This is a genomic window from Pseudomonas spirodelae (genome assembly GCF_034653255.1).
Lineage (GTDB): Bacteria > Pseudomonadota > Gammaproteobacteria > Pseudomonadales > Pseudomonadaceae > Aquipseudomonas > Aquipseudomonas spirodelae.
In genome coordinates this window covers 1-18,165 of the sequence record NZ_JAYEET010000003.1, presented here as the reverse complement: position 1 = coordinate 18,165, position 18,165 = coordinate 1, and the positions used below count along the sequence as shown (strand labels likewise).

The window sequence follows — 18,165 nt, the reverse complement described above, 5'->3', positions numbered from 1 at the left end:
CATTCATTGGCCTACGCGTAGGCCAATGAACCCTTGAAATTCGCTTAAAAAGCGCATCAGCGGCAATGCCAGGGGCTACCTGGTGCTCTTTTGCGCTGTTTTAACAGTGCTCACCGACATAAAACTAAAAAACGGGAACTCAAATGACGCAATCCAACACAACTCCAAACGCGTCCAAGGGACGTCGCCGCGCCTTGGTCGCCAGCCTGACTGGCAGCTCGATCGAATGGTTCGACTACTTTCTCTACGGCACCGCCGCTGCCTTGGTCTTCAACAAGCTGTTTTTCCCAATTTCGACCCAGTTGTTGGCCTGCTGCTGTCCTATTTGTCGTTTTCCCTGACCTTCTTCGTACGGCCAATCGGCGGCGTGTTGTTTGCTCATATCGGCGACCGCATCGGCCGCAAAAAAACCCTGGTCATCACCTTGTCACTGATGGGCGGCGCCACGGTGCTGATCGGTTGCTTGCCAACCTATGATCACATCGGGGTATGGGCGCCGATCTTGCTGATCAGCTTGCGCGTGATTCAGGGGCTAGGTATTGGGGGCGAGTGGGGAGGTGCATTGCTGCTGGCCTACGAATACGCGCCGCAAAAGCGCAAAGGCCTGTTCGGTAGCGTGCCGCAGGTGGGGGTCACCTTGGGCATGCTGCTGGCGACTATGGCCGTGGGCCTGATGACAATGCTGCCCGAGGAGGACTTCCTGTCCTGGGGCTGGCGTGTGCCGTTCCTGCTCAGTGCTGGCCTGGTGTTCCTTGGCCTGTGGATTCGCCACGGCCTGGATGAAACGCCCGACTTCAAAAAGGCCAAGGAGACAGGAAACGTCGCCAAGATGCCGCTGGTCGAAACCTTGCGCGATCATTGGCGCGAGGTGCTGATTGCCATGGGCCTTAAGGTGGCTGAAACCGCACCGTTCTATATTTTCTCGACCTTCGTAGTCAGTTATGCCGTCACCACCCTGGACTACGCCAAGGGCAGTGTACTGACTGCCGTGATGATCGGCGCCGCGGTTGCCTCGGTCATGATCCCGATCATGGGCTGGCTGTCCGACAAGGTCGGTCGCAAAACCGTGTACATCAGCGGCATCCTGCTCATGGCGATGTGGGTCGTGCCGTACTTTATGTTGCTCGATACCAGGGCCACCTGGGCTCTGACTCTGGCGACCGTAGTCGCCGTCGGTATCCTCTGGGCACCGGTCACTGCCGTGTTGGGCACAATGAGTTCAGAAATCTTCTCGACTCGCGTGCGCTACACCGGCATCACCCTGGGTTATCAATTGGGTGCAGCATTGGCCGGTGGTACCGCGCCGCTGATCGCGACCTGGCTGCTCAGCCGTTACAACGGAAGCTGGCAGCCCGTGGCGATCTACCTGCTGGGCACGGTAGCGATCTCACTGATCGCCGTGCTGGCAGTCAAATCATCATATAAAGAGGACGATGTCGCAGCGTCGGCCAACAGCGCCATGAAGCTGTCATAAGTTAAACGCATCGGGGCCCTTAGGGCCCCGAGTCGTATCTGCCCTTCCCATACCCGCTAATCCCACTCAAATGGCCCTGAGCACAGCGCAAATCAGCAACTCGTCACCTTGCAGAAGGTAGCGCGGGGCAAAGCGGGATTCTCCATCTGCAACACGATCTGCCGGCCATCCTGAATCAGTCGTCTGATAAAGGTGTCGCCACGGCATGGCGCGGTTGACCAGCAGTACATCGCCATCAAAAATACCGATGCCCATCGTGCTCTCGCCACCTGCAAGGCGTGCGGCGCTGAAAGGCGGCATACTCTGCGTCCACACCTTGCGCCCTACCCGTCCACGCTGAATGACCAGCTGATACCTGATGATGCACATAGCCACCGGCACCTCCATGCAGCTGCAAGACGACCCGCGTTTTTATTACCTGGCGAATTTCCGTCAAGCGTTGGCTTGGCTGCAAGAGCGCTATGCCGACTTGCTGAGCGAGCCCGAGTGCGCCTTCTTGCAGCAATTTTTAGCCGCGCCAAGAGCCGCCCAGGCGTTGCTGGTACGCATGATCATGCGCAAGGGCTCGCACTTTCGTGTGAGCAAGCTGGACTATGCCGAGATCGGCTGCAGCCGCTTGGCGGCAAAGCCGCTGCTCGACGCCGGCTGGGTTCGACAGGACGCCGCGCTGTCGTTGGATGAGCTGTTCAACCTGCTGCGCAAGGATGAAGTACTCGAACACCTCGGTGAGCGAGCGCAACAAAAAACGCTGAGTAAAGGCGAGCTGCTGGAGCAACTGCGCGAGACTTACAGTGAGCCCCGCGACTTCGCGACGTGGTGCCCCGCCAGCGAGGATCAGGTGCTTAGCCTGACTGTCGATGCCCTGTGTGAACGCCTGCGTTTGATGTTTTTCGGCAACCTGCGTCAAGACTGGTCAGCGTTCGTGCTCGCTGAGCTCGGCATCTTCCGCTACGAGCCTGTGGCACTGAGTGTTGACTCGCGGGCCTTTCGCCACCGCGCAGATGTCGACTGCTACTTACAGCTGCAACGCAGCCGCGAACAGTTCGAGGCCGGCGAGCCGATCGATAACGTCCTGCAACAGATCAGCGCCCTGCTCTGCGACACGCCCTTCCTGGCCGCGCGACGGCACAAACTGCTGTTTCGCATGGGCCAGCAGTTGGAGCGCGAGGCCAATCTGGACGGTGCCTTGGCCTTTTATGCCGACTGCCGTTATGTCGGCGCGCGGCTGCGGCAGATTCGCGTGCTTGAGCGCCTGGGCCATCAAGCGCAGGCCTACGCACTGGCCAAGCAGGCGGCCCACGCGCCGGAGAACGATGCCGAAGCGCAAGCCGTCGCACGCGCCTTGGTGCGTCTGGCGCGCCAGTTGGGACAACCACAGCCGGATAAAGCCAAAGTTGTCGCGCCGCAGCGGATTGATCTCTGCTTGCCCAAACCGGCAGCGCAGAGCGTCGAGTTCGCCGTCAAAGCGCACCTAAGCGAGCCTGACGGGCCGGTGCACTATGTCGAGAACAGCCTGATCTGTAGCTTGTTCGGGTTGCTGTGCTGGAAGGCCATCTTCGCGCCAGTGCCGGGGGCGTTCTTCCATCCGTTTCATACCGGCCCGGTTGACCTGTTCAGTACTGACTTTCACCCGCGCCGCGCCGAGGTCTTTGCTGAGTGTTTGGCGCACCTTGATACGCCGCACTATAAGCAGGTGATCCGGCAGAACTACGCAGACAAATTCGGCATCCAGTCGCCGTTCGTATTCTGGGCAGCGCTCGATCCAGCCTTGTTGGAGCAAGCCCTCGACTGCCTGCCTGCCGCGCACTTGCTGGCGTGGTTCAAGCGCTTGCTGCTCGATATCAAAGCCAACCGGGCCGGCATGCCTGATCTGATTCAACTGTGGCCAGCCGAACAGCGCTACCGAATGATTGAGGTCAAAGGCCCTGGCGACCGCTTGCAAGACAACCAACGCCGCTGGCTGGCCTTCTGCGCCGAACACGGTATGCCGGTGGACGTGTGTTACGTGCAGTGGGCGGACGCGTGAACTACCAAGTCGCCGTGCGCGCGCTGTGCGAATTCACCGCCAAAGTCGGTGACCTGGATTTGCGCTTCACCCCCTCACCGACCGCCCAGGAAGGCATGACCGGCCACGCCATCGTGGTGGCTAGGCGCGGCCCAAGCTATTACGCCGAGCTGCCGCTCAGTGGCGACTACCAAGGTTTGCACGTGCGCGGCCGGGCAGACGGCTACGACCCGGATGAAAACCGGCTTGAGGAAATCAAAACCCACCGCGGCGATATCAGCCGTATCCCCGAGAACCACCGTTTGCTGCATTGGGCGCAGGCCAAGGTCTACGGCTGGCTGCTGTGCCGCGAGCGCGACATGGCGGAGATCAACTTGGCGGTGGTCTACTTCAACGTCATCACCCAGCATGAAACAGCCTTTCACCTGACGCTCAGTGCTGATGAGTTGCGCGAGTTTTTTGAGCTGCAATGCAGCCGCTATATCCACTGGGCCGAATACGAGCGCGAACACCGCCGCCTGCGTGATGAGGCGCTAAAACGCCTGCGCTTTCCTCATGCCGAGTTTCGCAGTGGCCAGCGCCAGTTGGCCAACACCGTCTACCGCGCCGCGCGCGATGGCCACTGCCTGATGGCTCAGGCCACCACCGGCATCGGTAAAACCCTCGGCACCCTGTTTCCGCAGCTCAAGGCGTTTCCCGAACAGGAGCTGGACCGGCTGTTCTTTCTCACCGCGAAAACACCCGGCCGGCGCCTGGCTTTGGATGCCCTGGCCACCCTGCGTAGCCAGGAAGAGGCCATGCCGCTGCGGGTGCTGGAACATGTAGCCCGAGACAAAGCGTGCGAGCACCCGGACAAAGCCTGCCATGGCGACTCATGCCCCTTGGCCAAAGGCTTCTACGACCGTTTGCCAGAGGCGCGTAAGGCGGCACTCGAAGGCCAATGGCTGAGCCATGAAAGCGTGCGCAAAACCGCCCTGGCCCATCAGATCTGCCCCTATTACCTGAGCCAGGAACTCTGCCGTTGGTCCGATGTGGTGGTCTGTGATTACAACTACTACTTCGACATGGGCGGCCTGCTGTACGGCCTGACCCTGCTCAACGAATGGCGCATCACCCTGCTGGTGGATGAAGCCCATAACCTGATTGAGCGGGCCCGCAGCATGTACACCGCCGAACTCAATCAACTGCGCTTTGAGGCCGTAAGGCGCATTGCACCGAGCGTGATGAAGGCCCCGCTGGAGCGCATCAGCCGGCACTGGCGGCAGCTGGAGCGTGACCAAGAGGTGGCCTATCAGGTTTACCCGACCACCCCTGACCTGTTCATCATGGCGCTGCAAAAAGCGGTCAGCACCCTCACCGATCACCTGAGTGAGCAACCGGCGGGCAATGCTACTGAGTTGCTGCACTTTTACCTCGACGCCATGCTGTTCTGCCGCCTGGCCGAGGCTTTTGGGCCGCACTCACTGTTCGATATCAGCCGTGACGACAACAACGGCCAGTCTGTTTCTAACCTGTGCATTCGCAACATCGTACCCGCGCCATTCCTGGCGCCACGCTTCGCGGATGCGCACAGCTGCACGCTGTTTTCCGCCACCCTGAGCCCGGCGCACTTCTACGCCGACCTGCTGGGCCTGCCGGAAGAAACCCCGTGGATCGATGTAGAGTCGCCCTTCAGTGCCGAGCAGCTGCACGTGCAAGCGGTCAGCAACCTCTCCACCCGCTATGCCCATCGCGACTTCTCATTGGACCCGATTGCGGCATTAATGGCGCGCCAGTTTGCTGAGCGGCCGGGCAATTACCTGGCGTTCTTCAGCAGCTATGCCTACCTGCAATCAGTGCTGGATGCGTTTCGCGCAAGCCACCCGCAGATTCCGGTGTGGGTGCAATCACGGCAGATGGATGAAGGCGAACGCCAAGCCTTTCTCGAGCGTTTTTGCAGCAAGGGTCGTGGCATCGGCTTTGCCGTATTGGGCGGCGCATTTGGCGAAGGGATCGACCTGCCGGGGGATCGGTTGATCGGGGCGTTTATTGCCACCCTCGGCCTGCCCCAGATCAATCCGGTCAATGAAGAAATCAAACAGCGCATGGAAATCATGTTCGGCAGCAACAATGGCTACGACTACACCTACCTCTACCCCGGCCTGCAAAAAGTCGTACAGGCCGCCGGGCGAGTCATCCGCACGGTCAAAGACCAAGGCGTGGTTTACCTGATTGATGACCGCTTCAACCAACCTGCTGTGCGCAAGCTGCTGCCGACGTGGTGGAAAGTCCAACGCTGCCGTTTACCGCTGAACAACGATCAGCCTTCTTAGCCATGCGCAACGATTTACTCATCACCTGAAAATCTGTGCGTGAACCGCTGAAAACTGACCGGCGCGGCGAAGGCCAGGAACATGGATAACCACCCGATAACGCAACGTTCACCAGCCCTCTGGTAAACAGCCACGCTTACGCCTCGCGATCCTTAACGGCCAGCCGCAGCGACTGTTAAGGGTCGCAATCAGCTCCGCCGCGCCAAGACTTGCGTTGCGCCCTGGGTTTTCTGGCAATACCAGAACACCCGGCTGACGCCGCGCGTGACCGCCACATAAGCCAGGCGCAGACTTTCGTCCTGCATCGCCTGGTCGTAGCTGTTGCTGAAGAACCCGCAATAGGCATACAGCGCGTTGCGCAGCGGATGCGGCGTGGGCGGCATGCAATCATCGAGGATGATCGCCACTTCGGCCTGCAGGCCCTTGGCGCGGTGAATGGTGTAAGCCTTAACCGGTAACTTTTTGTCCAGCTGCGCGGTGATGGCTTTTAACGGCTCGTTGCGTCGGCTGAGCAGTAGCACCGCAGTGCGCTCACGGCTATTGCGCTCAGCGGCATACGCGCATTGCTGCTGAATCTGTTTGAGCAGCTCCGGCAAACGCGCCTTGCTGTCAAACCGCTGGATCAGCCGCACACCGTGATCGCCCGGCTGCACAGGCTTGATCGCCTGGCTGGTTTTCGCCTGTTTGTGCCGCACGCCGCCGAGCAGCGCTTCGGCGTCGCGGATAATCGGTTCAATCGAACGGTAGTTATTGGCCAGCGTCAGCACGGCGCTGTGTTTGGCGCGGCCCTTACCGGGAAAGTGCCGGTCGAAGTCGATAAACAGCTCCGGCGAACTGCCGCGCCAACCGTAAATCGACTGCCAGTCATCACCAATCGCCATCAAGCTGACGGCGCTGCTCTGCCCGCTTTGAGCGCGCTGCACGGCTTGCAGCCACTGCACGATCTGCGGCGAGATGTCCTGAAATTCGTCGATTAGCAAGTGACTAAAGGGGGCCAGTAACTCGGCGGGGACGCCCTGTCCGCCCGCGTTCAGCCGCGCGGTCAGTTGCTTGAACGCCGTATTGAAGGTCATCAGCCCCTGCTCTTGCAGGCCTCGATCAAAGTACGGCCAGAACAGCACCAAGGCCTCACAGAACTCGCGCACCTGAGCCGAACCATTTAGCCCCTGCGGCTGCAAAGCGGCGACCTCAATAGCAATGCTCTCGGCAAATCCGGCCTGGGCGTAGAAGGCCTCATACAGCGGCGCGGCGCTGAACTCGCCCTGCAGCGTGAAGGCATCCAGCGGCGCCTTGGGCGGGCGTTTGCTGTCTGCCGGCGGCTGGGGTAACTGCAACAGGCTATGCACCCGCTGGCGAAACACCGGCTGCTCGGCATAACACTGCTGGTAGGCCTGTTTCAGCAGGCGCTGCTGCGCGGGGCGTAAACGGCTCGCCATCAGCGGGTTATCCAGCTCGCGGCCGGCCGCCTGTTTATCGTCTAATTGCTCAAACCAGCGCGGGTTGCCGAGCACGCCTTTAGCCATGGCGCCCATGGCCGAGTGAAAGGTGCGCACAGACTGCCGCGCCTGGGCCTCATCGAAGGGGTAGTTGAAAAACCCAAGCACCTTGAGCAACTGCTCGCGCAACTCGGCGCAAGACGCATTGGTGAAGGAAATCACCGTCAGTTGCTCCGGCTTGATGCCCAGATGGCAGAGCATAAACACCACCCGCAGCACCAGCGTGGTGGACTTGCCCGACCCGGCACCGGCGAAAATGCGCGTTAGCGGATGGTGGCTGAGGATCATCGCCCACTGCTCATCCGAAGGCGCACTGAGCAACCCGGCCTGCACCGCGCGCGCCACCTGCTCACGCATCGCCAGGCTCTGCGCGGCATCGATCGGCAACATGGCCGGCCCATAAATACCTGTGGTGCTGGCTTTGCTGGCAGTGCGGCGCGGTTTCGCCGGCGGCTTTGCAGTGCTTGATTTAGCTTTACCTGCGGCGGGCTTCTTTGCGCGGGCGGTTGGCTTTTTTAATAAAGCCGTGGCCTCGCGGTCGGCACGCAGGTACGCCGTGGTGTGGGGAAAATAGCGCGCCAGGGCAGCGGCGATGCGCCGCGTGTAGCGCTGAACAGCAGATGGCATCCGCGACCCAGTCATGTAGATAGATCGTTGAATGATAAGTGTTTTTTACACCGAGCTGACGATGCTAGTTGGCGCACGGGCACTGCCCATATACGCCAACTGACACCGCCAGATGGTCAGTCGAGCATGCCGACGTAACGCGGATGGCTGGCCACCCGCGCCAACCATGTACGAATGGCGGGGAATGGCGTCAGGTCAAAGCCGCCTTCGTCCGCCACATGGGTGTAGGCATACAGGGCGATGTCGGCAATCGAGAAATCCTCGCCAACCAGATAGGAGGTGCGCTGCAGCTGCTTCTCCATCACCTTGAGTGCTTTGTAACCCAGCGCCTGACACGCCTCGTACTCTGCGCGGCGTGTATCCGGCAGCCCCTGATACAACTTAATAAAGCGCGCCACCGCGACGTTAGGCTCATGGCTGTACTGCTCGAAAAACTGCCACTGCAGCACCTGAGTGCGCAGACGCGGCTCGGTTGGCAAAAACGCGCTGCCATCGGCGAGGAAGTTGAGAATGGCGTTGGACTCCCACAAACAGGTGCCGTCATCCAACTCCAGCACCGGGATCTTGCCGTTGGGGTTCTTGGCCAAAAACGCTTCGCTCTGGGTTTCGCCCTTGAGGATATCAATCGGTATCCACTCATAGGGCTGATCCAGCAGGTGCAGCATCAGTTTGACCTTGTAACAGTTGCCCGAACGGTAATCGCCGTAAACCTTGTACATATCACCCTCCTCTGACTAAACCTGTGCAGCTAGCGTGCTTGCGCCTCACGGATTACGGCGGCCAAGCGTTTGAGCCCCTCATTCAGGCGCTCCGGTGCGACGTGGCTGAAGTTCAGTCGCAGATGGCCAGGGTGAGCGTCGGGGTCGATAAAAAACGGTTCGCCTGGCATAAACGCCACGTTCTGCGCCAAGGCCGGGGCCAGCAGCGTGCGCGTATCCAGCGGCTGCTTGAGGGTTAGCCAAAAAAACAGCCCGCCCTGGGGGATCTGCCAGTCGGCCAAGTCACTGAAATGCTCTTGCAGGACGGCCTGCATGGCATCACGACGGAGGCGATAAAAGTCGCGCAGCTCGGCCAGATGGCCACGGTATTTCTCGCTGCCCAGCCATTGCAGCGCCTGCCACTGGCCGATGCGGTTGGTGTGCAGATCCGCCGACTGCTTGAGGCGCAGCAAATAGGGGTACAGATCCGGCGTGGCAATCAGGTAGCCGACGCGCAGCCCTGGCAGCAGGGTTTTCGACACGGTGCCGGTGTAGATCCAGCTGGCCTTCTTGAGGCGGCTGACAATCGGCGTGGCGCTGCCGTCATCGAACACCAGTTCGCGGTATGGCTCATCTTCAATCAGGGTCACAGCAAACTCGTCGAGCAAAGCGGCAACAGCATCGCGCTTGGCTTCGCTGTAGCGCACGGCCGAAGGGTTTTGGAAGGTTGGGATCAGATAGGCGAACGCCGGTTTGTGATCCTGCAAACGTTGACGCAACGCCTCAAGCTGCGGGCCATCGGACTCCTGCGGCACGGCGATGCAGTCAGCACCGAACAGCTGGAAGGCTTGCAGCGCGGCGAGGTAGGTCGGCGCTTCAAGCAGCACTTCGGTACCCGGATCGATAAACAGCTTGCTGGCCAAATCCAGGGTTTGCTGCGAGCCGCTGACAATCAACACCTGGCTGGCATCGCATGGCACGCCCAAGGCACGCGCCTCGGCGGCAATCGCCTCGCGCAGGGCCGGCTCGCCTTCACTGGTACCGTACTGGCCCATGCTTGCCGGCATCGCGTCCCACTCGACCTTCGGTAGCATCGGCTCGGCGGGTAAGCCGCCGGCAAACGACATCACTTCCGGGCGCTGCGCCGCCGCCAGAATTTCACGAATAAGAGAGCTTTTTAGGCGGGCAACACGTTCGGAGAAGGCCATGGATACACCGGTAGCAAAGGCAAATAGAAATAGGTCAAACTGGTTGCCAGAAACTACGCCGACCACCGTATATACGTCAATAGGCTTGACCTTAATGATTGACTTCAAAAGCACAGCCACTCAGCAAATTGCCATGGAAGCCTTTTTCTCCGGCTATCAGGCTTTTACCGCCAAAGCAGATGAAATGCTGGCGCGCCGCGGTTTGTCGCGGGTGCATCACCGCATCCTGTTTTTTATCGCCAAGTACCCAGGCCTGAGCATGAAAGAACTGCTGGCTTATCTGGGCGTCAGCAAGCAGGCCTTGAATACCCCGCTGCGGCAGTTACTGGAAATGGGCTTGGTGCAGAGCCTTGCGGCCGCAGATGACAAACGCAAACGCCTGCTCGGCTTCACCGCCGAAGGCACCAAGCTGGAAAAAGCCCTGCGCCGCGAACAAACCAAGCTGCTGCAGCGCGTGCTGAATGAAGCAGGTGAGACGGCCGTCAGTGGTTGGTTGCTGGTCAACCAAACGTTGGGCAACAGTCGCTAATAAGTGGCGGGCGATGACTGATAGTTAGCGGCGCTGAGCAACTCACTAACTGTACCGTCGCCATAGACAAGCACAGTAAAACTGTACCGCTGATTGCCTGCGTCGCTGTACCGCGACGCTCTGCCCCTGCGCCCCTAGGCTGTCGAGCACTGCCTATGAGTGCTGCGCCATGACCCTCGAACTGCTACTCGCCTTTGTTGCGTTTGCCTTTGTCACATCAGTGACGCCTGGACCAAACAACATGATGCTGCTCGCCAGCGGGGTGAACTTCGGCCTGCGCCGCAGCCTGCCGCATATGTTCGGCATCAGCCTGGGCTTTATGTTGCTGGTGGCCGCTGTCGGTCTCGGCCTTGGCCAGTTGTTCGAACAAGTGCCGCTGCTGTACAGCGTGCTGCGCTACCTGGGCGCCGCCTACCTGCTGTACCTGGCCTGGAAAATCGCCAACTCGGGCGCCCCCGACCATCAGGCCAACGCAGCGGGCAAACCCTTTAGCTTTTTACAGGCGGCGGCCTTTCAGTGGGTCAACCCGAAAGCCTGGATCATGGCGATCGGCGCCATCACCACCTACACCCCGCAAGACAATTTCGTGGTCAATGTACTGCTGATTGCCGCACTCTTTGCCTTGGTCAATTGCCCCAGCGTCGGCCTGTGGACCATCGCCGGCAGTATGCTGCGCAACTGGCTGAACAACGCCCGCGCCTTGCGTGTATTCAACATCGGCATGGCCCTATTGCTCGTGGCCTCGCTGTATCCCATCTTCGCTGACACCGGACTGCTCTGATGCACGACCTGCCGCAACCCCGCCTAAGGCCGCTGGCCGACACGTCCACCTCGGCAGTCGTCGCCGGTTTTATTGCCATGCTGACCGGTTACACCAGCTCGTTGGTGCTAATGTTCCAGGCCGGCCAAGCTGCCGGGCTGACAGACGGCCAGATTTCCTCATGGATCTGGTCGCTGTCGATTGGCATGGCGATCTGCTGCATTGGCCTGTCGCTGCGCTACCGCGCGCCGATCATGATTGCCTGGTCCACGCCGGGCGCCGCCTTGCTGATCACCAGCCTGCCGGGTGTGCCCTATGGCGAAGCCATTGGTGCCTACATCCTCGCCTCCGGGTTGATCGTGCTGATCGGCCTGACAGGCACCTTCGACCGTATCATGCGGCGCATTCCCGGCTCCCTGGCCGCCGCCCTGCTGGCCGGCGTGCTGTTCAAGATCGGCCTGGAAATCTGCGTGGCCGCCGAACAGCAACCGGTGCTGGTGCTGGCCATGCTGCTCGCCTACCTGCTGGGCAAACGCCTGCTGCCGCGTTATGCAGTACTCGCCGCGCTGATTGTTGGCAGCGTGCTGGCCGGAGTCTTCGGCCTGCTGAATTTCGAGCAGTTTGAACTGCAACTGGCGGTACCGGAATGGACCACACCGAGCTTTTCCCTAGCTGCGGCGATCAGCATCGGCATCCCGCTGTTTATTGTCGCCATGGCCTCACAGAACCTGCCGGGCATGGCCGTGCTGCGCGCCAACGGTTATGACGTTCCTGCCAGCCCATTGCTGACCACCACCGGGCTGACGTCAATGCTGCTGGCTCCGTTCGGCAGCCACGGCATCCATATGGCGGCCATTAGCGCGGCGATCTGCGCCGGCCCGGAAGCCCACGAAGACCCGAAAAAACGCTACACCGCCGCCATCTGGTGCGGGGTGTTCTACGGCATCGCCGGGATCTTCGGCGCCACCCTCGCCGCACTGTTTAGCGCGCTGCCGAAAGCCCTGATCCTGTCCATCGCCGCCCTGGCCCTGTTCGCCTCGATCATCGGCGGTTTGACCCAAGCCATGAGCGAGCCGAAAGAACGCGAAGCGGCGCTGATCACCTTTCTCGTGACGGCCTCGGGCATGACGTTGTTTTCAGTGGGTTCGGCCTTCTGGGGCATCGTCGCCGGCTTGCTGACCCTGGCCATTCTCAACTGGGGCAAGCAGGACGCGTAAGCGCATTGCCCACAACCCAGCCCCCATGTAAGTGGCAGCAGGCCCCACGGCTGACGCCTGCCTTTACCCGGGGCCGCTAAGCGCGGCCCCTAACCTTCACGCAGTGCACTGGATACCAGCGAAAATGCGGGTGAAGGTTGCCGCCTGCTGGGGTAATACAGGTAGTAGCCGGCGAATGGAGGGCACCAGTCTTCCAGTACGCGCATCAACCTGCCTTCCTGCAGATGGGGTTCAAACTCCTCCTCGGGTAAATAGGCAATGCCCAGCCCTGCCAATGCCGCCTCCACTATGTGCACCGAGGTATTGAAGGTGAGCTGCCCGGTTACGCGCACGTTCACCTGCTTGCCGCGGCGTTCAAAGTCCCACACGTAGAGCCCGCCTGATGTCTGCATGCGCTGGTTGATACAGCGATGGTCCATCAAGTCGTGCGGTTTTTTAGGGATGGCGCGCGAGGCAAAGTAAGCAGGCGTGGCGACGGCCGCCATCCGCAAGGGCGGGCCTATGGGCACGGCGATCATGTCTTTGTCGATGGTATCGCCCAACCGCACACCTGCATCAAAGCGGTCCGCGACGATATCCCGAAAGCCGTAATTGATGTCGAACTCGATTTCGATGTCCGGGTATTCGCGCAGCAACGGCGTGAGCTTGGGCATCAATGTTTTGCGCAGCACGTGATCGCCACAGGTGATGCGTACAGTCCCCGCAGGTTTGTCGCGCAACTCCGTCAGCTCATCCAGTTCCGCTTCGATTTCATCAAAGCGATGGCCGATGGCCTGCAGCAGCCGCTCGCCCGCGACCGTCGGCGAGACGCTGCGCGTGGTGCGTGTCAGCAACCTGATCTGCAAGCGTGCTTCCAGGCCGCTGATGGCCTGGCTTAACGCCGATTGGCTGATGCCCAGGATCGAGGCGGCGCGGGTAAAACTGCCTTCACGCGCCACGGTCACGAAAGACTGCAGATCGTTGAGGTTTCTTCTGACCATATGCCGACGCCTTGCAACTTATTAAGTAGCTGAGCTTATAGCCCCATTAAGCATTGATTAGCTAGTCAGCACAAAGGCCTTGCCTCACCATTCGCTTCATAATTTTGAATCAAGGTGAGGCCCAATGGCCGCTGTTTTCCCACTCGCTGAAGCACATGAACAACCCGCTCACTGGAGCGGCGTCTTTGCCATGACACTTTGCGTTTTCGCGCTGATCGCCTCGGAGTTCATGCCCGTCAGCCTGCTGACACCGATAGCCGTTGATCTGCACGTCAGCGAAGGACTCGTAGGCCAAGGCATCGCTATTTCCGGAGCCTTCGCGGTGCTGACCAGCTTGTCGATTGCCAAGCTGGCTGGCGCCCTCAACCGCAAGACGCTGTTGCTGGCGCTGACCGGTTTGATGGCGCTATCCGGTGCTGTGGTCGCGATAGCGCCAAACTACCTGACCTACATGGTTGGCCGCGCACTCATCGGCGTGGTCATCGGTGGTTTTTGGTCCATGTCCGTTGCAACGGCCATGCGCCTGGTGCCAGCCAACCACGTGCCCAAGGCCTTGGCCATCTTCAACGGCGGTAACGCGTTGGCGACGGTGATTGCCGCGCCACTGGGCAGCTATCTGGGGGCGCTCATGGGCTGGCGCGGCGCCTTTTTTTGCCTGGTACCGGTTGCGGCGATTGCCTTTATATGGCTATGGATCAGCCTGCCGAGCATGCCGGCGGGTGAGCGCACGCCGGGCGCTGCAAATATCTTCACGCTGTTAAAGCTGCGCGCCGTGGCGCTGGGCATGGCCGGATGCGCCGCCTTCTTCATGGGGCAGTTCACGCTGTTCACGTACCTGCGGCCGTACCTCGAAACCGTGACACAGGTGGACGTAACCACGTTGTCGCTGATCTTGCTGGTGATTGGCGCCGCCGGCTTCATCGGCACCCTGATTATCGGTGCGTTATTGCGGCATGGGCTGTTTCGAACACTCGTCACTATTCCCTTACTAATGGCCGCGATCGCCTTGGCGCTGATCCCCTTCGGCAGCTCGGTCGTTACCGTTGCGGGGCTGCTCGGGCTGTGGGGGCTGGTGGCTACAGCAGCGCCTGTCGGTTGGTGGAGCTGGATTGCCCAAGCCCTGCCTAAAAACGCTGAGGCCGGCGGCGGCCTGATGGTGGCCGTGATTCAGTTGGCCATTGCGCTGGGCTCCACAGTTGGCGGTTTACTGTTCGACAGTCGCGGCTACCAAAGTACATTCGTAACGAGCGCCGGCGTGCTTGTGCTGGCAGCGCTGCTTACTTTTTTAACCTCACGCGCGCCCATGCCGCGAGCAGCCTGAACCGCGCGCGAGAACAGAGACGCAACATGACCCTGATCCGCTGCAGCGCCCTGCTTCGAGTTATGCGCCTATTCGCCGCGGCAATCGGCCAGCGCCGAGTCTCGGCCCTGAAGCGCCTACACTGGTGGGGACTGCTGTATGCCATGCTGCTACTCGGCGGTTGCGAAGCCCACTCACACCCTGCATCTGGCTCACATGAAACAGCTGCGCAAGATGCCGCATCGGCGGCGTTGATACTGGAGAAACCCCGCATGTTTATGGCCGTCGGCGAGCATCGGTTCGCCATCACCTTGACCGACTCTGCGAGCGCCCGTGCATTTGCCGCGTTGCTGCCGTTGACGTTGGAGATGAGCGATCTCAACCACAATGAGAAATTCGCCAGCCTTCCTCAAGCGCAGCCCACTGATGCCAGTATTCCGGGAACGCTGCACAATGGCGACCTGATGTTGTATGGCGCCGACACGCTGGTGGTTTTCTACCTGCGCTTTAACTCGTCTTACGCCTATACGCGGCTTGGTCGTGTGGACGACCCGGCTGGTCTGTCTCAGGCGCTAGGTTCGCGGGATGTGCGGGTGGAGTTTTCCAACGACTAACGGCTGCGCATGGGTAGATTCACGCCAATGAATAACGTCATTCTTCTACTCACGCGGCGGGCCAGCGCCTCCCCGCAGGGGTGAGATTTGCTCCGAGGTAGGCGAGCAAGGCACTGACCTTGGGCATCGCTTCACGGCTCTTGAGCCATACCAGATTCATCGGCTGCCCTTCGGTGGAGAGGTGTGGCAACACTTCTACCAGGCTGCCATCGTTCAAATGCGCCTGAACCAGCCATGTAGGCAGCTGGGCGATGCCCAACCCGGCCAGCACGGCCATCACCTCCCCTTCCCCGTCACCGACGGCGATATGCGGGTGCATGATTCTGCGCTCCATATCACCCGGTTGACGCCCTTTGAAATACCACGGGATCGCCATCCCATCGTTCTGGCCGTAACCCACGCACAGGTGCCCGTCCAAGTCCGATTCTGCTTGGGGCATCCCGTAACGGCGCAGGTAATCCGGCGAGGCGCAAAAAATCAGCTTCGGCGTGCCGAAAAACTGGTGCCCAAGAGAGGCAGGCCATGCATCAGAACCGCCAATCCTGACAACGATATCGATGCCCTCATGTACCGGATCGACGTAACGATCGGAAAACGACACATGCGGTGATAACCGTGGGTGCTCTTTGACGAAATCAAGAATGAGCGGCAGTACATGCAGCCGCCCATAGGACGCCGGCAAATCAATCCGCACCTTGCCGTGCGGCTCGGTCTGAGTGGCGGTCAGCGCGACCTCGACCTCCTCCAGATCGGCAAGTACCGTCGTGCAGGTGCGGTAAAAGGTCTCCCCTGCTTCGGTGAGCGACACGCGACGCGTGGTGCGCTGAAACAAACGAATGCCCAGACGCGCCTCAAGGCGCCCAATGCTCTTGCTCACCGCGGAGCTGGTCAGGTGCAAGCGCTCAGCTGCGGCGGTAAAGCTGCCCAGATCGGCCACGATGACGAACACATCGATACCTTTTAAGCGCTCAGAAGAAAACATGGCGGCCCCAATTAATGAATTAAATTCCAATCACTTGGTAAAAACCAACCAAGATCAAGCGCTATTTCTCCAATAGGCTATGTGAAAACCTAGTTGGAGTTAAGTGTCATGCATTCCTCATCTGTCGCAGACGCGACGCTGTCCCCTGCCGAAACGTCGCGCTCAGGGCTGCAGATCCTGATCATGGCAGTCGCAGCCTTCATTATCGTCACCACCGAATTTCTGATTGTCGGTCTACTGCCTGCGTTGTCGCGAGAGCTGAACATCTCTATCGCCTTGGCTGGCCAGGTCGTGACCCTGTTCGCCTTTACCGTGATGGTGTTCGGGCCGCTACTCACCGCCAAACTGGCGCATGTGGAGCGCAAGAAACTCTTCACATTGATCCTCATGGTATTCGCCGCGTCCAACGTGCTGGCGGCGATCGCCACTAACATCTGGGTGTTGGCCCTGGCGCGCTTCATCCCGGCTCTGGCGCTGCCCGTGTTTTGGGGCACAGCCAGCGAGACGGCCGGGCAACTCGCAGGCCCTGGGCAATCAGGCAAGGCTGTTGGGCGCGTCTACCTAGGGATTACCGCCGCTCTGGTATTCGGCGTACCGCTCGGGACCCTGGCTGCTGATTCGGTCGGCTGGCGAGGCAGCTTCTGGATACTCGCCGCGATCTCGCTGCTGATTGGTGTGCTGATGCATGTGGTGATGCCTAAGTTACCGGTGTCTGCCAGCTCGCACCCTGACAACAAGCAGACGGCGATATTAGGCCAACCTCGCTTCCTGGCTCATTTGCTGTTGTCGATCCTGACCTTCACCGCGTTGTTCACCGCTTACACCTATTTAGCCGACATCCTTGAGCGCCTGGGCAACATTCCGGCTGGCCAGGTGGGCTGGTGGCTGATGGGCTTCGGCGCAGTCGGCATGCTCGGTAATCACCTGGCTGGCAGCATGGTCGACCGCAGGCCACTGGCCGCCATGGTGCTATTTTTAGTGCTGGCGGGCGCCGGTATGCTCGCCGCAGTTCCACTGGCCCCTCATCACATTGGGCTGATGGTTGCCCTGGTGGCATGGGGGATCGGCTATACGGCGCTGTTCGTGGTCTGCCAAGTGCGGGTTATGCAGGCCGGTGCGCAGGCTCAAGCCTTGGCCGCAACCATGAACATTTCCGCCGCCAACGCGGGCATCGGCTTGGGCGCGATTCTTGGCGGTATCGGCATTGAACGCTACGGCCTTGAATCAATCGGCGTCATCGCCGCCTTGATAGCCGCGTTGGCGATCGTCGTCACACTACTGTTGATGCGGCGCCAGTAATCACCTCGGCGGCAACCGCCCGAAAGGTTGCCGCCACTCGCGCACCTAAAAACCGCTGTGAGGGCGACCCACAGGCCGAGTCTTAATTACTGCGAGTCATCCTGGTTTTCAATCTGCGTACGCAAGGCGTTTTTAGCCGAGTTCAGGCGCACGCCCAAGCCATTGCTGCTAACGCGCACCGCGACCCCGCGTACTGCCGTCGACTCAGCTGGCAGGCCACTGACCTGCACGGTCAGCAACTCACCTTCGATGAAGGTCTTGTCGGCATCTTTTAGCTCGACAAAAACGCCCGTGTCGGAGATGTCTCTGGTCACGCCCGTGTTGCCGCTGACCGAAAACTGACCCAGTAGAGGCTGTTCTGCCGACTGAAAACTGACCCAGGTGTTCAACTGCTTCTGCTCAATTTTTGAGCAGGAGAACACAGGGTGATCAGTATGGAAATGATGGGCAAAATTCGCCGGATGTATTTCCGCGACAAGCTGTCGCTGCATGAGATAGCCAAGCGCACCGGGTTGGCGCGCAACACGATTCGCAAGTGGGTCAGAGCACCTGAGGCCAAGCCGCCGGTCTACCAACGCCGCGCGATCTTCAACAAACTCAGCCTTTTTCACGCCACGCTGGAGCAGGCGCTAAAAGCCGATTCGCTGCGGCCCAAGCAACAGCG

Annotated in this window: 17 protein-coding genes and 1 pseudogene; 11 read left to right on the top strand and 7 right to left on the bottom strand. The window is 60.2% G+C overall.

What is annotated here, in order from left to right:
• Window positions 1-143 precede the first annotated feature (143 nt).
• A complete protein-coding gene (locus SOP97_RS02045; protein ID WP_322948060.1) occupies window positions 144-341 on the top strand; it encodes a hypothetical protein in 198 nt (65 codons plus the stop codon).
• Window positions 326-1,474, top strand: coding sequence for an MFS transporter (locus SOP97_RS02040; RefSeq protein WP_322948058.1), 1,149 nt, complete (start codon window positions 326-328; stop codon window positions 1,472-1,474). Before SOP97_RS02045 ends, SOP97_RS02040 begins: the two co-directional genes overlap by 16 nt.
• A gap of 66 nt (window positions 1,475-1,540) precedes the next feature.
• Here SOP97_RS02040 and SOP97_RS02035 read toward each other — a convergent pair whose 3' ends face one another.
• Window positions 1,541-1,774, bottom strand: a complete 234-nt coding sequence (locus SOP97_RS02035) for a hypothetical protein (RefSeq protein WP_322948056.1) — start codon at window positions 1,772-1,774, stop codon at window positions 1,541-1,543.
• Window positions 1,775-1,835: 61 nt separating this feature from the next.
• On the opposite strand from SOP97_RS02035, the gene SOP97_RS02030 reads away from it, so the two are divergent.
• Window positions 1,836-3,500, top strand: coding sequence for a VRR-NUC domain-containing protein (locus SOP97_RS02030; protein ID WP_322948090.1), 1,665 nt, complete (start codon window positions 1,836-1,838; stop codon window positions 3,498-3,500).
• A complete protein-coding gene (locus SOP97_RS02025) occupies window positions 3,497-5,791 on the top strand; it encodes an ATP-dependent DNA helicase (RefSeq protein WP_322948054.1) in 2,295 nt (764 codons plus the stop codon). The genes SOP97_RS02030 and SOP97_RS02025 overlap by 4 nt, the downstream gene beginning before the upstream one ends.
• Window positions 5,792-5,979: 188 nt before the next feature.
• On the opposite strand, the gene SOP97_RS02020 is transcribed toward SOP97_RS02025, so the two are convergent.
• The 3 genes from SOP97_RS02020 to SOP97_RS02010 form a co-directional block, all read right to left on the bottom strand.
• Window positions 5,980-7,914 (bottom strand): DEAD/DEAH box helicase, encoded by a 1,935-nt coding sequence (locus tag SOP97_RS02020; protein ID WP_322948052.1) that lies wholly within the window; start codon window positions 7,912-7,914, stop codon window positions 5,980-5,982.
• A gap of 116 nt (window positions 7,915-8,030) precedes the next feature.
• On the bottom strand, window positions 8,031-8,633 hold the full coding sequence (locus tag SOP97_RS02015) for a glutathione S-transferase family protein (RefSeq protein WP_274088384.1): 603 nt from the start codon (window positions 8,631-8,633) through the stop codon (window positions 8,031-8,033).
• A gap of 29 nt (window positions 8,634-8,662) precedes the next feature.
• Window positions 8,663-9,820 (bottom strand): aminotransferase-like domain-containing protein, encoded by a 1,158-nt coding sequence (locus SOP97_RS02010; RefSeq protein ID WP_274088429.1) that lies wholly within the window; start codon window positions 9,818-9,820, stop codon window positions 8,663-8,665.
• 94 nt (window positions 9,821-9,914) lie between these two features.
• Here SOP97_RS02010 and SOP97_RS02005 point away from each other — a divergent pair, with 94 nt between their 5' ends.
• The 3 genes from SOP97_RS02005 (at window position 9,915) to SOP97_RS01995 (ending at window position 12,326) form a co-directional block, all read left to right on the top strand.
• Complete coding sequence (locus tag SOP97_RS02005; protein WP_274088385.1) at window positions 9,915-10,349, top strand: MarR family winged helix-turn-helix transcriptional regulator; 435 nt, start codon at window positions 9,915-9,917, stop codon at window positions 10,347-10,349.
• A 169-nt stretch (window positions 10,350-10,518) separates the two neighbouring features.
• Window positions 10,519-11,130, top strand: coding sequence for a LysE family translocator (locus SOP97_RS02000; RefSeq protein WP_322948049.1), 612 nt, complete (start codon window positions 10,519-10,521; stop codon window positions 11,128-11,130).
• Window positions 11,130-12,326, top strand: coding sequence for a benzoate/H(+) symporter BenE family transporter (locus SOP97_RS01995; RefSeq protein WP_274088387.1), 1,197 nt, complete (start codon window positions 11,130-11,132; stop codon window positions 12,324-12,326). Before SOP97_RS02000 ends, SOP97_RS01995 begins: the two co-directional genes overlap by 1 nt.
• An 89-nt stretch (window positions 12,327-12,415) precedes the next feature.
• Here SOP97_RS01995 and SOP97_RS01990 read toward each other — a convergent pair whose 3' ends face one another.
• Window positions 12,416-13,306, bottom strand: a complete 891-nt coding sequence (locus SOP97_RS01990) for a LysR family transcriptional regulator (protein ID WP_274088388.1) — start codon at window positions 13,304-13,306, stop codon at window positions 12,416-12,418.
• A gap of 190 nt (window positions 13,307-13,496) precedes the next feature.
• Here SOP97_RS01990 and SOP97_RS01985 point away from each other — a divergent pair, with 190 nt between their 5' ends.
• Window positions 13,497-14,627 (top strand): MFS transporter, encoded by a 1,131-nt coding sequence (locus SOP97_RS01985; protein ID WP_411912013.1) that lies wholly within the window; start codon window positions 13,497-13,499, stop codon window positions 14,625-14,627.
• 26 nt (window positions 14,628-14,653) lie between these two features.
• A complete protein-coding gene (locus SOP97_RS01980) occupies window positions 14,654-15,220 on the top strand; it encodes a cyclophilin-like fold protein (RefSeq protein ID WP_411912012.1) in 567 nt (188 codons plus the stop codon).
• A gap of 49 nt (window positions 15,221-15,269) precedes the next feature.
• On the opposite strand, the gene SOP97_RS01975 is transcribed toward SOP97_RS01980, so the two are convergent.
• A complete protein-coding gene (locus SOP97_RS01975; RefSeq protein WP_274088390.1) occupies window positions 15,270-16,202 on the bottom strand; it encodes a LysR family transcriptional regulator in 933 nt (310 codons plus the stop codon).
• A gap of 108 nt (window positions 16,203-16,310) precedes the next feature.
• On the opposite strand from SOP97_RS01975, the gene SOP97_RS01970 reads away from it, so the two are divergent.
• Window positions 16,311-17,501 (top strand): MFS transporter, encoded by a 1,191-nt coding sequence (locus tag SOP97_RS01970; RefSeq protein ID WP_274088391.1) that lies wholly within the window; start codon window positions 16,311-16,313, stop codon window positions 17,499-17,501.
• 86 nt (window positions 17,502-17,587) lie between these two features.
• On the opposite strand, the gene SOP97_RS01965 is transcribed toward SOP97_RS01970, so the two are convergent.
• Complete coding sequence (locus SOP97_RS01965) at window positions 17,588-17,890, bottom strand: PilZ domain-containing protein (RefSeq protein ID WP_322948044.1); 303 nt, start codon at window positions 17,888-17,890, stop codon at window positions 17,588-17,590.
• Between the two features lie 54 nt (window positions 17,891-17,944).
• On the opposite strand from SOP97_RS01965, the pseudogene SOP97_RS01960 reads away from it, so the two are divergent.
• A pseudogene (locus tag SOP97_RS01960) lies at window positions 17,945-18,165 on the top strand (IS21 family transposase); the annotation flags it as partial.

Bases quoted from the DNA above. Each gene is read 5' to 3' on its own strand.
- SOP97_RS01995 (WP_274088387.1), top strand. From the start codon at position 11,130: ATGCACGACCTGCCGCAACCCCGCCTAAGGCCGCTGGCCGACACGTCC.
- SOP97_RS02010 (WP_274088429.1), bottom strand. From the start codon at position 9,820: ATGGCCTTCTCCGAACGTGTTGCCCGCCTAAAAAGCTCTCTTATTCGT.
- SOP97_RS01990 (WP_274088388.1), bottom strand. From the start codon at position 13,306: ATGGTCAGAAGAAACCTCAACGATCTGCAGTCTTTCGTGACCGTGGCG.
- SOP97_RS01985 (WP_411912013.1), top strand. From the start codon at position 13,497: ATGACACTTTGCGTTTTCGCGCTGATCGCCTCGGAGTTCATGCCCGTC.
- SOP97_RS02045 (WP_322948060.1), top strand. From the start codon at position 144: ATGACGCAATCCAACACAACTCCAAACGCGTCCAAGGGACGTCGCCGC.
- SOP97_RS02030 (WP_322948090.1), top strand. From the start codon at position 1,836: ATGCACATAGCCACCGGCACCTCCATGCAGCTGCAAGACGACCCGCGT.
- SOP97_RS01970 (WP_274088391.1), top strand. From the start codon at position 16,311: ATGCATTCCTCATCTGTCGCAGACGCGACGCTGTCCCCTGCCGAAACG.
- SOP97_RS02035 (WP_322948056.1), bottom strand. From the start codon at position 1,774: ATGCCGCCTTTCAGCGCCGCACGCCTTGCAGGTGGCGAGAGCACGATG.
- SOP97_RS02000 (WP_322948049.1), top strand. From the start codon at position 10,519: ATGACCCTCGAACTGCTACTCGCCTTTGTTGCGTTTGCCTTTGTCACA.
- SOP97_RS02015 (WP_274088384.1), bottom strand. From the start codon at position 8,633: ATGTACAAGGTTTACGGCGATTACCGTTCGGGCAACTGTTACAAGGTC.
- SOP97_RS01975 (WP_274088390.1), bottom strand. From the start codon at position 16,202: ATGTTTTCTTCTGAGCGCTTAAAAGGTATCGATGTGTTCGTCATCGTG.
- SOP97_RS01980 (WP_411912012.1), top strand. From the start codon at position 14,654: ATGACCCTGATCCGCTGCAGCGCCCTGCTTCGAGTTATGCGCCTATTC.
- SOP97_RS02005 (WP_274088385.1), top strand. From the start codon at position 9,915: ATGATTGACTTCAAAAGCACAGCCACTCAGCAAATTGCCATGGAAGCC.
- SOP97_RS02020 (WP_322948052.1), bottom strand. From the start codon at position 7,914: ATGCCATCTGCTGTTCAGCGCTACACGCGGCGCATCGCCGCTGCCCTG.